Annotated in this window: 13 protein-coding genes; 6 read left to right on the forward strand and 7 right to left on the reverse strand. The window is 49.5% G+C overall.

Annotation, left to right across the window (positions count from 1 at the left end; all coding sequences use genetic code 11):
* Positions 1-299 precede the first annotated feature (299 nt).
* Both DEF47_RS03015 and DEF47_RS03020 read left to right on the forward strand, forming a co-directional pair.
* On the forward strand, positions 300-1,715 hold the full coding sequence (locus DEF47_RS03015; RefSeq protein ID WP_012191172.1) for a hypothetical protein: 1,416 nt from the start codon (positions 300-302) through the stop codon (positions 1,713-1,715).
* 28 nt (positions 1,716-1,743) lie between these two features.
* Entirely contained in the window at positions 1,744-2,253 is a 510-nt protein-coding gene (locus DEF47_RS03020) for a hypothetical protein (RefSeq protein ID WP_012191173.1), read from the forward strand.
* A 26-nt stretch (positions 2,254-2,279) separates the two neighbouring features.
* Here the strand turns inward: DEF47_RS03020 and DEF47_RS03025 are convergent, their stop codons facing one another.
* Positions 2,280-3,119, reverse strand: coding sequence for a DNA/RNA non-specific endonuclease (locus DEF47_RS03025; RefSeq protein ID WP_012191174.1), 840 nt, complete (start codon positions 3,117-3,119; stop codon positions 2,280-2,282).
* Between the two features lie 154 nt (positions 3,120-3,273).
* Entirely contained in the window at positions 3,274-4,872 is a 1,599-nt protein-coding gene (locus DEF47_RS03030; RefSeq protein WP_012191175.1) for a M4 family metallopeptidase, read from the reverse strand.
* A 509-nt stretch (positions 4,873-5,381) separates the two neighbouring features.
* Between DEF47_RS03030 and DEF47_RS03035 the strand changes: the two genes are divergently transcribed.
* From DEF47_RS03035 to DEF47_RS03045, 3 genes are all read left to right on the forward strand, one after another.
* The gene (locus tag DEF47_RS03035) at positions 5,382-6,863 is read left to right on the forward strand and encodes a ComEC/Rec2 family competence protein (protein WP_012191176.1); all 1,482 of its coding nucleotides are present in this window, start codon (positions 5,382-5,384) and stop codon (positions 6,861-6,863) included.
* A 334-nt stretch (positions 6,864-7,197) separates the two neighbouring features.
* Positions 7,198-7,605 carry a cupin domain-containing protein gene (locus DEF47_RS03040; protein ID WP_287044956.1) on the forward strand — a complete coding sequence of 136 codons (408 nt, stop codon included), beginning with the start codon at positions 7,198-7,200 and terminating at the stop codon, positions 7,603-7,605.
* Positions 7,606-7,620: 15 nt separating this feature from the next.
* The gene (locus DEF47_RS03045) at positions 7,621-8,796 is read left to right on the forward strand and encodes an NlpC/P60 family protein (RefSeq protein ID WP_012191178.1); all 1,176 of its coding nucleotides are present in this window, start codon (positions 7,621-7,623) and stop codon (positions 8,794-8,796) included.
* On the opposite strand, the gene DEF47_RS03050 is transcribed toward DEF47_RS03045, so the two are convergent.
* From DEF47_RS03050 to DEF47_RS03070, 5 genes are all read right to left on the reverse strand, one after another.
* A complete protein-coding gene (locus DEF47_RS03050) occupies positions 8,793-9,878 on the reverse strand; it encodes an STAS domain-containing protein (RefSeq protein WP_012191179.1) in 1,086 nt (361 codons plus the stop codon). The genes DEF47_RS03045 and DEF47_RS03050 overlap by 4 nt on opposite strands.
* 121 nt (positions 9,879-9,999) lie before the next feature.
* Positions 10,000-10,212, reverse strand: coding sequence for a hypothetical protein (locus tag DEF47_RS03055; protein WP_012191180.1), 213 nt, complete (start codon positions 10,210-10,212; stop codon positions 10,000-10,002).
* A 75-nt stretch (positions 10,213-10,287) separates the two neighbouring features.
* The gene (locus DEF47_RS03060) at positions 10,288-12,213 is read right to left on the reverse strand and encodes an ATP-dependent helicase (RefSeq protein ID WP_012191181.1); all 1,926 of its coding nucleotides are present in this window, start codon (positions 12,211-12,213) and stop codon (positions 10,288-10,290) included.
* Between the two features lie 154 nt (positions 12,214-12,367).
* A complete protein-coding gene (locus tag DEF47_RS03065) occupies positions 12,368-13,186 on the reverse strand; it encodes an SAM hydrolase/SAM-dependent halogenase family protein (RefSeq protein WP_012191182.1) in 819 nt (272 codons plus the stop codon).
* 185 nt (positions 13,187-13,371) lie between these two features.
* Complete coding sequence (locus tag DEF47_RS03070; protein ID WP_012191183.1) at positions 13,372-14,901, reverse strand: hypothetical protein; 1,530 nt, start codon at positions 14,899-14,901, stop codon at positions 13,372-13,374.
* Between the two features lie 157 nt (positions 14,902-15,058).
* Here DEF47_RS03070 and DEF47_RS03075 point away from each other — a divergent pair, with 157 nt between their 5' ends.
* Positions 15,059-15,724 (forward strand): response regulator, encoded by a 666-nt coding sequence (locus DEF47_RS03075; RefSeq protein ID WP_012191184.1) that lies wholly within the window; start codon positions 15,059-15,061, stop codon positions 15,722-15,724.
* Positions 15,725-15,756: the final 32 nt, after the last annotated feature.

A 15,756-nucleotide genomic window follows, 5' to 3' on the forward strand; every position in this document is an offset into this window, starting at 1 on the left:
GGGTCTCCTTGCGCTACATTGCACATACCACCATACTGCGAATTATTAGGTACGTTCTGGCTTGTGGAAATTTAATCGGGGCTGACCTCCTTTGCTTAGCTCTAGGTACGCATTAACAGAGATCATGGATTAAATTATTATAGCTATCATAGCATATTCTGGCTATTTCGTGGGAGCGTTTCCATTGCTTGTAACGATCCATTTCAGTGCTTTCTAAGCTTACTTTCAGCCATCGCTCATTAACGGCGAGTGATGCAGTCTGTTACGCTTAGGGCGAAGATAGTTTATTGGAGGATGCTATGCGTCGCTTGATCGCTCTTGGCGTGCTCGGATTGGTGCTTACGAGTTGTGGCCAAACCACGAAACAACCATCAGCAGCAACGCCAAGCCCAAGCCAAGCCTTGTTGATTACGCCAACGCTGGTAGAGCCACCACCCACACTTACAGTCCTCACCAGCGCTTTACCGACCCATTTTGATTTCGTTGAAGCCGAACCATTATTCGTAGAAGCAATCCCGCCAGCATTGGAAGTCCAGCGGGTTGATGCGGATCTCCGTTGGCAAGAATTGCCCAACGCTGCCTTGCTCGTACTGAGTCAACGTTTTGATGATTCTGTCGCTGCCTTGAATTATCGTGATCTAGGGTTGTTTGATCCACAAGGCCAGCTTTTATTTTCGCCCAACCACGAGCTAGAAAAGCTTGGTTGGTGTAGCTCTGAGCATTCTGCTTACGCCCCGTCTGCCCAATGGTCAGATGATGGTCGCTGGTTTTTGCTTGGTTGCCAAGCCGAGTTGGAACAATTTCGCTATGCGATTCTTGATCTTGCCAAAAATCAATGGCTGCTAATTAGCGCCGCCGATTCGACGGGCGAACAGCCTTCGGATGTTGGTGTCTTGCTCCAACATAACCAATTTTGGCTGACCTATAATCATGCTCCATCACCAGCAACATGGGTCTATCAGTTTGAGCCAGCTACTGAGCACACAACCGAAATCAGCGTTTTTGCGACGATGGATAGCAATGTTTCTAGTGGATTAATCGATATGCAAGCACAACCTGATGGTCGCATGTTGTTTCATGGTTGGCGGGCAGCAGCACGAGGTTTATATTTATGGCAAGCAGGCCAATTATATAGATTACAGTTTGAGCAACCGTTGCTGCTTGATGAGCGCCTAATTTGGGCTGAAAACAATGAAGCTGCGCTGGTTTATCATACCCAATCGATTTCATCAACCCTTCAACAAACCTACGAACTTAAGCTTGATCTAAAAACCCAGCAGGTAAGCCTTTCCAATACTAGCACCGCTTGGATCGCACCACCCGCAACGGTTGCTCGCAATGGGTATAGCTGGAACTTACGGCTTGATGGCTGGCATTTTGAGCATAACCAACAAGCAGTAGCGTGGTTGCCAAACACCGAGCAGTTATTTACAGCTTTTGGCGATTGGCGCAAAACTGATGGGGATGCTTGGATCTGCCAAGTTGAGCAAGGGGTTGGGGCCAATGTTTTAGCCATTGATGCTACTGGCCAAAGCCGCCAATTTTTGCATTATCCCAATGTGGGGTTTAGTTATCCCGATTGTGTCAGCGAATCGCCATCTGGATTGCTGGCAATCAGCCTCAGCAATAACCGAATTGTGCTAGTTGATGCCCAAGGTCAAGAATTGGCGACAATTGTTGGGGCTAGCCGTGGCTGGCGGCCAACAGGAGAATAGCCGCTATCTTAATTCAAGGGTGCGAAGAATGATCGAATCTGGATCAACAGCCTTAGATTCACATACCTACTCAGCGGTTGAATTGGTACGCTATGCCTTGCATGATCCTGCCAAGTTCAAGCAGGTTGATGCCATGCTGGTTCAGCGGATGCCCGACCCTGCTGCTGCCAAATTGCTAATTGCTGCATTTGAGGCTGGCACAGCTCCCGCGTGGTTGGTAGCGTATTTGATTGGGCGGATTAGTGCAGATTGTGGATATGCAACGGCTCGCACAATTGTGCTGGCTACGCCTGGCCAGCTAGCCGAGAGCTATGCGGCGGTGGCAATGGTGCGCATTCGTGGAGCACGAGCCTTTGCTGATTTGGCTGAATTGCTTAAAACCGCCCCGCAACGTGCTAGCCGCGAGGCCGCAGCGAGTGGGCTGGCTGAGTTTGGCTCGGTTGAAGCGACTGAGCTCATTTTGGCGGCAGGCCAAGCCCAAACAATTCGGGCAACTATTGCGCGACGCTTGCTCACCCCAACCCCTCGGCAATTGTAGGCGAGGGGTTGAGTGCAACGCATGATTTAGGGAGTAGCAACTTTTTGCTTGAGGCTATTTTGTAGTTCGCTGCTCAAATTGGTGAAAAAGGTGTATTTGGTTTTTTCTTCGATGGTGGCAACCGAAACGATATAATCGCGCCAATCTTTATCGCGAATGCCATCGCGATTGGGCATTCGCAACGCAATCACTTCGGTGTTGCGGTTGATATCGCTGATCTGATCGTTAGCATCAAGCACCAGCGCAATCTTCCAAACATACTTGGGCACGCGAATTTTTGGGTCGCCAATGCTGCCGTCGGAGCCTTCGGGGCCAGCGATCAGATAAAGTTGCTTGCCATCACGCACCAAATCGCGGCAATAATCCTCAAATTCTTTCCATGGGCCTTGGTTATTGTCGGGAGCTTGCGGCACGATGTTAGTCATATAAAACACCGAGCGATTGATACTTTCCGAGGCGGTGCGATCGGCTGATGGCAACATGTGGCCGCGATCATAGCCGCTGTTGGTGTAATCGGTCGGCTTAACTCGATACCAGCCTTCGGGCAAATCGGGGTCGGTGGTAAATTGGCTGCGGTCGGTGTTGCCTAAATCGCCAATATCGAGATGCCAACTGACCCAATTGAGAATATTCAGTTTGCGATTATAGGCCAAACTATATTCTGGGCGCTGGATCAAGTAGTTATCGCTGCTGCTAGTTTCGGGCAAGGCTCCACTAGGGTTGCCCAACGCCATGTGATTCACTTCGGCTTGCGGTTGATTTGAATTATTGGAGCTACCTGGTTTTGGCGTGGCCAGAAATTGCTGAGCATCGCAGCCACTCAACAATACAATCAGCGTGATGATCCCAATCCAAAAACGGCGCATAAACATCCTCACAGCAACTAGAATGGTTTCTGCTAGGCAGTGTAGCACAGTTGGGCGCTTTAAACGTGCATGAGCATTGGTAATCATTCTCACAATACACAAAAACACACGCCCCACATGGAGCGTGTGCTTGGAAACGAGATTTAGCTAGTGCTTATTGTACGCCACAAGCCGTCCAGGCTTGAGCAGTTGCGTTGTATTCAGCGCTGCTTGCGCCATAGAGGTCGCGGGCGGCGTTGAGGGTTGCGGTGCGCACGGCCTTGAAGTTTGAGCTTGGGGTCAAGTAGACCGTCAAGGCACGATAGAAGATCGCAGCGGCTTTTGGTCGGCCAATGCCAGTTACTGCTAAGCCAGAGGTGCGGTTGGTTCCACCTTGAGCCAACAGATAGAAGACTTGGTTTTGAATCCCACTGTTGATGTGCACGCCGCCATTATCGCCAGTGCCAGTGTAGCGCTTGCTGTAGTGGTCGGGGTCGCCTTCGGCGGCTGGGTTCGACATATTGCGCAACGCATCGCCAGCGGTGGCTGGGGTGTAGATGTCTTCGCCAATCAGATAATCGCCTGTGCCGCTGCTATATTCGACCATTGTGCCGAAAATATCCGAGAATGATTCATTAGCAGCACCTGATTCGTTGCTATAGATCAAGCCAGCGGTTTTTTCGGTCAGACCGTGGGTAATTTCGTGGCCTGCAACATCGAGCGAAACCAATGGACGGAAGGTTGTGCCATCGCCATCACCATAGGTCATGCTTGAGCCGTTCCAGAAGGCGTTGTTATAGCGATTGCCATAGTGCACGCGGCTCAATACGCGGAAGCCATTGCCATCGATGCCACGGCGGCCAAAGCTGCTCAAGTAGTAGTCCCAGGTCAATTGAGCGCCATAGTGGGCATCAACGCCAGCGCTTTGAACGTTGGCAGTCGTGTTGGTTCCCCAAACATTATCAGCATCGGTGAAGGTGCTACCGCCAGTGGTGCGGTTGTTCATGTTGGTGGTGTACATCCCGCCGCGTGAGTTATCGCGCAGATAGTAAACCCCACTCACCAAGTCGGTGGTAATTGAGACATTGCCGCTGTATAAGCTCTTGCCAGTCCCAGTCGCGTTGACTCCATCCATGTCGTTGTAGTACAACTCAGTTTCGCCAGTTTTGGCGTTGATGAAGAACTCGTGGTGAGCGGTTGCTTCGCTGCCATCTTCAATGTGCAAGCTTACTTGGAAGACGATCACCGAATCTTTGCCTTCGCGTGGCAAGATTTTGAGTTCGCTACTGACTTCTGTACCGCTCGCGTTTTTGGCGTTGAAATCATACTTGACTTGGCTTTGAGCAATTTTGATCGCCTCGGCCGAGCTTAAGCTAGCGCTGGTATCAATCCCATCAACCGCGAAGAGTTCACCACTTTCTTGGGTCACATTGCCTTTATTGTCGAGGTGCGCAATGACTTGGCCGCCAAAGACTGGCAAGCCAGCATAGGTTTGGTCAAGGCGCACGTTGATGCCCAGATCATCTTGATCAACGCCACGCACTTGCAAATTGGCGCTATTGGCACCCTTGCCAGCGAAGTGATTCAAGCTGGTATCAACCGCTGCGGTGACCCAATCTGGGCGCACGCCTTTGGCTTCGGCTTCGCGATAAGTGCGGATCAACTGCCCGCGAACTTTGTCGTAATCTTGAGCACCAGTGCTAACAGCAGAACCAAAGACAGCCCCAACTAAACCGAGCAATGCAGCCACAGTGATTAAACGTTTGCGAACCATAAAGAATTATAACCTCCGCAATTTGTAGGGATTTCGAGAACAACTAGCTCATCAGCAAGCCACCACATAAAACAGCAGCTTATTCAAAATTGACGAAAATAGTCATACAGCTGGCGCATCAACAACGAGCGTTGTTCATAGCCAATTACGAAATTGCAGTGCCGTGGCAGGTCTGGCGCTGGCTTCTCTGATGAGGTCGGGCGACATCATGCTAGAAGTCATCGGTTGGCCAAAGCTGGAGCATTATCATGCTCATGGCGCTTATGGAAGGGTCTGAGTCTTGGTTTGCTTGAATAGTACTATCGGCGCAAGAAAACAATACCACGCCCTATTTCAATATGCAAAATTGTTGATACGTTGTTTCAACTAATTTTTAACTATTTTTAGGCCACTACAAAGGGATAAAAATTATTTTACTATTTTTCACCACCATCCAGTGGCAATAGTGACATGGGGGATTTTTAGGGGATTGCGGCTCTAAAAAACCAGCATTATTGAGGAGTTTGCATATGCGACTTTGTGGTTTTACTGCTGGCTGGCTGCTTGGGCTGTGGTTAAATGATAGGCTACAAATAGCATGGTATCTATATTTTATGGCATCAATAGCGATTATTTTACTCATTATCTATATCCGAAAATCATGGCGGGTTATGCTGATAGCAATATATGCTGGTACTATGCTAGGGGTAGTACGAATGGCGGTCAGTCAAAATTCCTCAAATCTTGACGATATTCGTCAACAGATTGGCATGACAACTCGTTTAGAAGGAGTAATTGTCGGCCAGCCGCAATGGACTCCACAGCAACAACGGGTGGTTTTAGCCGTCCATGCTTATCAAGATAATCAGCAACGAGTTGCCACAACTGGCAAGATTATGTTAACTCTTCCAGCCGAGCCACCACGCAGTAATGGCGAACGTTTGTTAGTCAGCGGCACAATCATCACGCCAACCGCTAGCCCAAATTTCGATTATGCCGACTATCTACGTCGCCGCTCGATTTATGCCATGCTTGAGCCTGCAACCGTTGAACAAGCCTTGCCTGCAAAAAATTCAGTCTATCAACGCTTAATCGCGCTCAAACAGCGCTCGCAAACAATCATCAACCAAACGTTGCCGCAACCGCAAGCAGCAGTTTTGGTCGGAATGTTGCTGGGAGTCAAAAGCAGCGTGCCTCAAACTGTGTGGGATACCTTCAATCGCACTGGGCTTTCGCATATCTTAATCATCTCAGGCTGGAATATTACAATTGTGGTGGCGGCGTTATTGGGTTTGGGCAAGGCCTTAAAGCTTAGTCAACGCCACGCCACCATGGTGGCAATTGGCGCAATTGTGGTGTATGTAGCCTTTGTGGGAGCTAGCGGGGCTGTGATTCGCGCTGCCTTGATGGGCGCAATCGTGGCACTAGCCCAGCCGCTTGGTCGCAAATCCGATGCTTGGGCGGCACTCGCGGCAGCAACTTGGCTCATGACCCTGATCGATCCGCACACCTTATGGGATTTAGGCTTTCAACTATCAGCTTTGGCCACGGCGAGCTTGTTTGCTTGGGGCAAGCCAATTGAAGCTCAATTGCGGCAGTGGCTGCGTTGGCGCTGGCTCGAATGGATGATCGAGCCATTGACCGCAACATTGGCCGCCCAAATTTGGACACTGCCGATCATTCTGTATCATTTTGGTAATCTCTCGTTGATTGCACCCGTCGCCAATGTACTGATTGTGCCAGTTGTGCCGTTGATTATGGCCAGCGGCGCAATGCTAGCATGCTTGGGGTTGTTTGGCCGTTGGTTAGCATTGCTGGCCTTGCCAATCACATGGGCGGCATTAACTTGGGTCGTTGAGGCCGCCGAATGGCTGGCCGATTTATCTTGGGCAGCGGTCGAAATTCCTAGGTTTGGCATGAGCTGGCTGGTGCTGGCGTATGGCTTGAGCGTTGGGGCGAAGGCGTGGATGGTTAACCACGAAGAACGCGAAGGACGCGAAGTAAGAATTTAACGCAGAGGCAAAGAGAGGGCTAGGGGCCAAGAAACATAGTGGTAAACCAGAAAACAACTTAGAGCTAGCAGAAAATCAAACAAATCAGGGGCTAAAAATGGCTCACTCTTTGCGAAGTTTCATCCATAATTATGAGACTTCGTACACCTAGGGTTAACCGCCCTCCGAGCAAACCACCCGTACTTCGGGCTTCCCCACGAATGCGAATAGTATTAGCCAAAGATCACAGTAAAGCTTCATAGGCAGCACATTATCGATCGCCTATAATCAATATAATCAGCGGAGGTTGCCTATGTCACAGCTTACGGAACCTTGGGTGTTTGAGGAAAACCCAATGGTAAATACCCAGCACAGCCAGGTTGCGGTCAAATTAACCGGCGCGGATACTGATGGGGCGTTTTCGTTAGTTGAATATACCAGCTTGCCTGGAACGAGCGTTATGCAACACATCCATACCCGTGAAGATAAAACCTTTATTATTCAAGCGGGGGTCTTTGAGTTTTGGATTAATGGTGAGACGATTGTTGCCGAGGCGGGGGCAACGGTTAATCTCCCAATGGGCGTGCGCCATTCATTCCGCACGCTTGGAACCAGTCCCGGCATAGCATTGATAGTTGCGGCTCCGGCAGGTTTCGAATATTATTTCAATGATTTCAGCCATGCCCTTCAAGAATTTGGCTTACCATTGCCTGCTGCCGCTTTGCAGCAGCTGAATCAAGCCTATGGAATCATTTTTGAATAATAAGGATTCGTCAATATGCCCCGATTGCCAATCCTCGCACGGGATCGTCGGCGCTTGCAGATCGCTGGGTTATTGCTTGGCGCTGGGTTAACTGTGCCGTTGCTGCTTTGGTGGACGTTTCCCGCAACCTCTCCCGCGCCGCTTGGGGCAACGGCCACACCGCAAATTGTGCGCGTCGGCGCAACCCTCGATGAGCCAATTCCTGCTGATTGGCAAGCCCCCGTTTTAAACCCCGAACTCGAAGCCCAGGCCTTGGCTATCCCTGAAACCTTGCCGTTAACCGCTAGTGCGCTATTGTATGATTCGATCTCTGCTGATACGGTCTTTACTACAACAATTGCTGGGTTGGTTGCCAGCGAGGAATTGAATTTGCGCGATGGCCCGAGCGTTGATTATTTGCCCATGGCGATTTTGCTCAACACCACGCCGTTGACAGTAGTTGGCCGATTTGAGGGCTGGCTGCAAGTTGTAACCCCGCAACGAGCGCTTGGTTGGGTTGATGATAGTTATGTGGCCTTGGCCAGTTCAGCCCAAACCCTGCCCCAAGTTAATCTGCATGCCGACCCAAATCCAGTTTTAGTGGCGGGATTAACGGTTGAACGAGCTAATGTTCGCTCGAAGCCGCAAACTGAAGCTGAAATTATCACGACCTTGAGCGCTGAGCATGGGCAAGTCAATTTATTGCAACAACGTGAGGGTTGGTTCAATGTGCGCACCAACGATGGCACTGAGGGCTGGGTTTCCGCCGAACTGTTACAAGCCGATGCCTATATTTTGCGGCGTGTGCCAACCTTGAGTGCCTCGCCCAACGCGCTTGAAGCGGTGCGTTTGGCCCGCAAATATGTAGGCTATCCCTATGTTTGGGGCGGCGAAACTCCGCGCGGTGGCTTCGATTGCTCAGGCTTGGTGCTGTATGTTTATGGCAAATTAGGCATCGATATGCCCCATAGCGCCGCCGAACAATGGACTGGTGGTTATGGCGAGAAAGTTGCTAGTCGCCGCGATTTAGTGCCTGGCGATATTGTTTTTTTCAAAAATACCTATAAAAAAGGCGTGAGCCATGTGGGCATTTATGCTGGCAATGGCAAAGTGATTCAGGCGCTCTCCGAGAGTTTAGGCATTCGCGTTTCCGATTTATCCAATAGCTATTGGAGCAGCCGCTATGTTGGGGCAATTCGGCCATTTCCCTAGTTCAATGCCGATTGTAAATCGCGATAGATCGCCACATTATCAAAAACAATCCCCAAATTGACCAAAGCTTGAGCTACCTCTGGCCGCACGCCAATTAGGGCAACCTTGGCTCCCAGCAATTGGGCAGCATCAATCAAACGCAGTAATCCAGCAGCCACATCATTATCAAACCATGAAAGCCCCGTTACATCGAGCAACAAGCGTTGAGCACGACGACGTTGAATTTCGCCTAAGGCAATCGCCTGTAAATCGCGTAAGCGTTCATTTTCCACAGTGCCGACAATTGGCAACACCAAGGTATCGCGGCTAACTGGCAGCACTGGCACGCTTAATTCGCGAATTGTTTGGCGTTGTTGCTCAATTTGGGCAACATAGGCTGCTTGCTCTTGATTACGTTGCTGTAATTCGCCGAGCGTCTGTTGCAATTGCTGGGTGCGTTGCTCAACTTGTTGTTCTAACGAATCGCGCGATTCTTCTAGCGAATAATTAATTCGTTTGACTTCACGCAAGGTCAAATTCAAGCGTCGATGAAAACTAAACAAAATTGAAATAATCATGGTGACGATTGGTGCACCAGAGGTAATCATAATCAACAGCACATTGATTTTTGGATAATTATATTGATCATTGAAGATAAAGCCAAAAAACAAAATGATAATAATTGAAAGCCAAGCCACAATACTAATCCGTTTGAGGTTATAGCTATTAACAAACTGAACCGCAATAATCAACATCAAAAAAACATACAAAACACTGAGTGGCCATTCAATTGGATTGAAAAAGGTAATGATCATTGGCAATAAGGTACAGCCAAGCATCATAAGGTAAATACTACGATTGATCTCATTCCGGCGAGCAAAAAAGCGAGCGGCAATGAAAAATAAGCCTTGTATCAGCACCGCAAAACCGCTAAGCGGAATTTTCGATTGCATGATGAAATCCGAGGCATCGGGAATCATCACAGTCAGGCCAGCCCCGGTAAATAGTCCAAGGTAAATTGCGATGGCAGTTAAGCCCAGATAACGGCCTAAACGCAGATGATCAGGCAGTTGATCAGGGTCAACAATGCGAGTGCTTTGCATAGATCACGTTCCTTTTGCCACACAGTGTTGCTATTGTATCAAATTTTCGACATATGCTAATACAACAAAAGAGCAGCCAAGCTTGGCTGCTCTTGATCAATTGAGTTAGGCGATGTTGGGACTATTCTTTGTTGCCAAACAAGCCGCCGAGCAAGCCTTTGGCTTTATCAGCGACATCCATAATATTTTCGCCCGTCAGAAAGCCCTCGACTTGACCGCGCAAACCTTCTGGCAGTTTATCGCCCAAAAAGCCTTTGACCACTTCAACCGCCTTGTTGGCTTGCTCTTCGTTTAAGTTGGCCTTCTCGACAAGTTGGGCAATTAACTCTTTCATGGGTCACTCCTACGCTGCAAAAATCCTAACACTCTGAGTGTAGGCTCAAAAGTTTACCTAAAGGTTAACGAACGGTTAGAAAGCCTTGGCTTTGGCGCGTTCACGGCCATAAACCAAAATATCATCAAGGAAGCGCGATGGATTACGTTGGTTGCGTTGGCGTTTTTTGGCATGCGAAAGATAGAGTTGTTCACCTGCGCGGGTCAAGGCCACATAGCACAAACGCCGCTCTTCTTCCACCCCGCCTGCTTCGACCAACGAACGTTCGTGGGGCAATGTACCTTCTTCCAAGCCCGCCACGTAGACAATTGGCCATTCCAAGCCTTTGGCTCCGTGGATGGTCAGCAATTGAACAGCATCACGCTCATCTTTGTCTTCAACGTTGGTCAGCAGGGCAATTTCCTGCAAAAAGGCTGCGAGGCTGGTATGTTCGCCAGCAGCAACCCGTAATTCTTCAAGGTGGGCCAGGGCATCACTGCGCTCAGGGTCGTTCCAGTCTTTTTCGATCATGGATTGATAGCCACTTTCTTGCAGCACCGTTTGCAACAAGCCCTCGGGTGGGTAGCTGCCGCTAGCCAATTTGCGCCAACGATAGACTTTGCGTGCCCAATCGCTGACCATTTGGCTGGCTCGATCACTCAAGCCTTCCCATGCTTCACGCTTCAACAAGGCTTCACCGAGCGGTAGTTCCAGTGCAGCAGCTTTGCTGGTGAGATGGGCGATTGTGCTAGCGCCAATGCCACGCGCTGGCACATTGATAATCCGATTCATGCTCAGGCTATCGCTGGGATTAGCAATAATCCGCAAAAAGGCCAAAGCATCGCGAATCACCCGCCGATCGTAAAACCCCGCTTGACCCTTGAGCGAATAGGGAATCCGTGCTTGGCGCAGCGCCGTTTCTAGGCCACGGCTCATATGCCGCGAACGATACAAAATCGCAATATCTTTGCTGCGACGACCTGTGCTCAGCAAATTACCAATTGATTTGGCAATCGCATCGGCTTCGGCGCGATCATCAGTAGCCTCGTTGATCACCAAGGCTGGCACTGGCGGCGAACGACGCGCAGCTTTCAAGGTCAAGGCTGGCACAGCGACCGAATGGCGCATCACGGCATAGGCCGCATCAAGAATCTCTTGGCGCGAACGATAATTGGTCAACAACTCAACCACTTGGGCTTCAGGGAAATCGCGGGTGAAGCGATTGATGATCGTGTAATCGGCGTTGCGAAAACCATAGATCGATTGTTGGGCATCGCCAACCGCAAACAATGAGCGTGGGCGCTGAGCAACTGGCCGTGAAAGTAACTCGAGCAAGGCATATTGGGCCGAATCGGTATCTTGATATTCATCGACCAACACATGCGCCCAGCGCGATTGAACTTCATCGAGCACATCGTGATGCTCAAACAACAGCTTGTAGGTCATCACGATCATATCATCGAAATCAACAGCATTCGAGCGCTCAAGCTGACGTTGATAGGTGCGATAAATCGCTGCTGCATATTGACTGACCGGATCACTAGCCATCTGCCGAGCTAAGGTTGGTGGTTGCATGCGGCTTTTGAAGCGCGAAATCAAATTGAGCACTTGCGGTGCTTCAAGATCGTGCGGCATGCGTCCGGTATAGCCATCCATGGCTTGTTGCACCAGTTGCAATTGCTCATCGCCAGCGTAAATTGTAAAGTTGGCAGTGTAATTGCGAATTCGTCCATTAATATGTTGGCGCAGCAATTTGCCACAAATCGCGTGGAAGGTTCCGGCAGTCAGGCCACGGCTACGCTTGCCCAAAAGATCGCGCAAGCGGGTACGCAGTTCGCTGGCGGCTTTGTTGGTGAAGGTCACCGAAACAATCGAATCGGAGCTAGCGCCCTGCTCGATTAAATAGGCGATGCGGTAGGTCAGCACGCGAGTTTTACCGCTGCCCGCGCCAGCCTTGACCAAAACTGGCCCAAGCTGCGCCATTACCGCCGCCCGTTGTTCGCTATTGAGTGTATCAAACATAGTTTTTTAAAGGCAAAAATCAGAAGTCAAAAGTCAAAAAATCGAATATAAATGGTATCATCAAAATCGCAGGATTACTTTAATTGATTAAAGTACCAAAAAAGGGCAAAAATCAAAGGCCTAGTATTCTGCCTTTTGATTTTTGCCTTTTGACTTAGCTTACAAAGCGAATTCGCAGGCTATCGCCGATGCCAACGCCGAGCATGCGAGCTGCATTACCATTGCGCACCGCCAGTTCAAGCCGTTCGCTAGAACCAAACAACGCCATCACCATGCCCCATTCGCTATCGGCGTAAGTGCGGCAAATTCGGCCAATTTGCTGATCGAGAATTCCAATTTCAACTTGCTCGATGCCACCATGCTGAGCAATAAAATCACGGGTAATATTGGTAATACAATTGCCAAAATTATCAACGTGGATGATGCGGCCTTCCCAAGCATCGTCAGGGCGTTGACGTGGCTCAGCCAAAGGCAAGTCGATCAATTCGGCCAATGGTTGGCCCAATTCCTCAGGCTGCACACCTTTTGAAAGATGCGCGGCAACTGGCGCGAAAATATCGCGGCCATGGAAGGTAGCACTAACCTTGGGCAACCACCAGCGATCATCAGTTAATTCGATCAACTGTAATTGCTCACGCCCAAATTCGGCGACTAAATCCTTCCAAATATACGAAAGCACACCATTATCAGGAGCCACAAAGGCCCAACGGGGCGAACACAACGCCACAGCTTTACGATCACCGCCCACACCTGGATCAACAATCACCAAATGAACAGTGCCATCGGGAAAGTAGCGATAGCCTGTGTGCAATAAATAGGCCGCTTGGGCAATCCGTTGGGCATCGATTTCATGGGTCACATCGATCAAGGTTGCCTGAGGATTAACCGAAAGAATCACGCCTTTGAGCACTGCGCTATACGCATCAACGCTGCCAAAATCGGTTGTCAGCGTTAGAATTCCATTGGGTTGCATAAACTCCCGCCTACAAGTTGCTTAGGTCAATAGTTGTTAACGCAGTTTAGTATACGAGAAGCCACAACGAAAGGCAAAAGTAAAGAATCGAGAACAGAAAACCCTCACATCCTCGTCCACAGCAGTGGCAAAAAACGTGAGGGAAATCCAACGTTTATTGGTGAAAGCAACGATTCAAACCAGATTTAGGGTAAGGCATTCAAGGCATTGCGCACCAAATCTTGGTTCGAACTAAAAATAATCACAAATTCTTGGCCACTGCCTTTGACTCCAACATGGACATCATCATCACTTCGGTTTGGATCTCCAGCCCGTAGCAGCAAATCGCCATTTGGGTTAAGCGTACCATTGAATAAGCTCAAAAATTCATCACCATCGGCGGCGCTATCCCAGCGCAATGTCCATTGCAACACAGGCGTGAAATCGCTGTTGTGTTCATACAGGGTCATGCGACCGCCGCCAATTCCTGCTGCCGCAGCTTCCATATCGCCAGCAGTCGCGGTATATTCGAGCAACGCTTTAACATCGAACTCGCCAACCGTATTGGTCATAGCGGTTGTCCAATCAGCACCGAGCACTGGCAACAGATCAAATTGATCGGGCAGGGTTGGGTTATCGCGGGTGGCACTCAAATATTTTTCAGGGTGCAAAATTTGCTCGGTCGAGGTTGGTGGGTCTTGCAACGCCTTAGTCACTGCCTCCCAACCACCTTCGGCATAAACTGCTTCAGCAAACGCTAAACCATCTTCATAAGGAAAGACTAGCCCATCGCGCAACACGCCAGGCACTTGATCAAGAATGCTGCTGCTATCTTGTTGTTCTTGCAAGGTGCGCAATAATTCTTGCAACTCGGCAGGTGACATGCGTGGAATAAGATCGTTTTGCAACCAATCGCTCATTAATTTGGTTGCATCGCCTTCAACCAACGAACGAAATGCTAAAGATCGATCAGCATCAAATTCGCCAACTTTCAGGCCATCTTGCAGATTAATCAATTGATCTTGCAAGTTATGATTAAATTCATGGGCATAGGTAATTTGATCAGCTGGTGGAAATTCACTGTTTTCAGCAATAATATAGAAGGTATCAGTTTCGGGATCATAAAATCCACCAATTTGCTCAGTTTGCAAATCAATATAGAGTTGTTGCAAATCAATATCTTTTTCGGCTAAACCAAGCATCCACAATTGGCTGGTTTCACGGCGAAAATCTTCGGGAGTATTTTCGGTTTCCATTTCGCGCACAATATAATCACGCAATTCATCGCGGGTGAGCATGCGTCGTGTGACGGGGCGTTCTTCTGGCAAACCACGCAACGCGATCACTTCTTGCTCAATTTGCTTCATCACTTCAACAATTTGTGCTGGCGGCTCCACGCCACCTGGGCCGGTTGGGGTCGGGGCAGCCGGATCAACCGTCGGAGTCGGGCCAGCTTCAGGCGTTGGCTCAAGCGCTGGGCTGGTCGGCTCAGCAATGCTGGTTGGTGGGTTATTCAAACGCTCTTGTAAATCATTCACTTGGTCTTGCAGCTGACGGTTTTTATCTTGCACCTCATCAGCAGCAGTAATTTGATCTTTTAATTTGCCAAATTCAGCTTGGGTCGTGGCATCGCGCGAGATAATTGTGCCGCGTTCAAACCAGAGCCAACCGCTAGCACCAAGCGCTACCAACAGCAATACCACCAAACCAACAATCACGGAACGTGTTCGATTCATGGACATTCCTTCAAAACTAGGCCGAAATCTCTCAAACGTGTATTGAGCATATCACAGCTTTGGCCGCTTGGAAGTGAAAAAGTGGTGAGCAGTTGGCGTTCATTTGCCGATTGCGTGTACAATCAATAGAGCGCGATTCACTCACAATGAGGTTCTTATGGAAAGTATTAGCGTTTTTTTAGTCGATGATCATTTGGTTGTTCGCCAAGGCTTGCGCGATTTTCTCGAACTCCAAGATGATATTGAAGTTGTCGGCGATTCGGGAATGCCGGTTGAGGCAGTTGGCCAGATTAAGCAACTGTTGCCTGATGTGGTGATTATGGATTTGGTGATGCCTGAAATCGACGGGGTAGAAGCCACTCGCCGCGTCAAGGCCGTCAGCCCCACCACTCAAGTGATTGTTCTGACTTCGTTCTCTGATGATGAAAAAGTCTTTCCGGCAATCAAAGCAGGGGCAATATCCTACCTATTAAAAGATGTTAGCCCGTTGGAATTAGCGCGGGCTGTGCGTTCCGCCAAACGCGGCGAGGCGGTGTTGCACCCTGAAGTGGCCGCCAAATTGATGCAAGAATTCTCTGCGCCGCGCAACAACGACCCCGATGCTGAAGCCCTGACCGAGCGCGAAATGGATGTTTTGCGCCTGATCGCCCGCGGTCATTCCAACCGTGAAATTGCCGATTCGCTGATCATCAGTGAGAAAACTGTCAAAACCCACGTCAGCAACATTTTGTCGAAATTGCACTTAGCGGATCGTACCCAAGCCGCGATTTATGCCCTACGCCAACGCCTCGTCCCCATGGATGATCCTTTACCTGGACGCTAGTTTGGCGCAAGCCGCCGCTCAGTTGAGTGGCG

This window comes from Herpetosiphon sp. (assembly GCF_003512625.1).
GTDB lineage: Bacteria > Chloroflexota > Chloroflexia > Chloroflexales > Herpetosiphonaceae > Herpetosiphon > Herpetosiphon aurantiacus.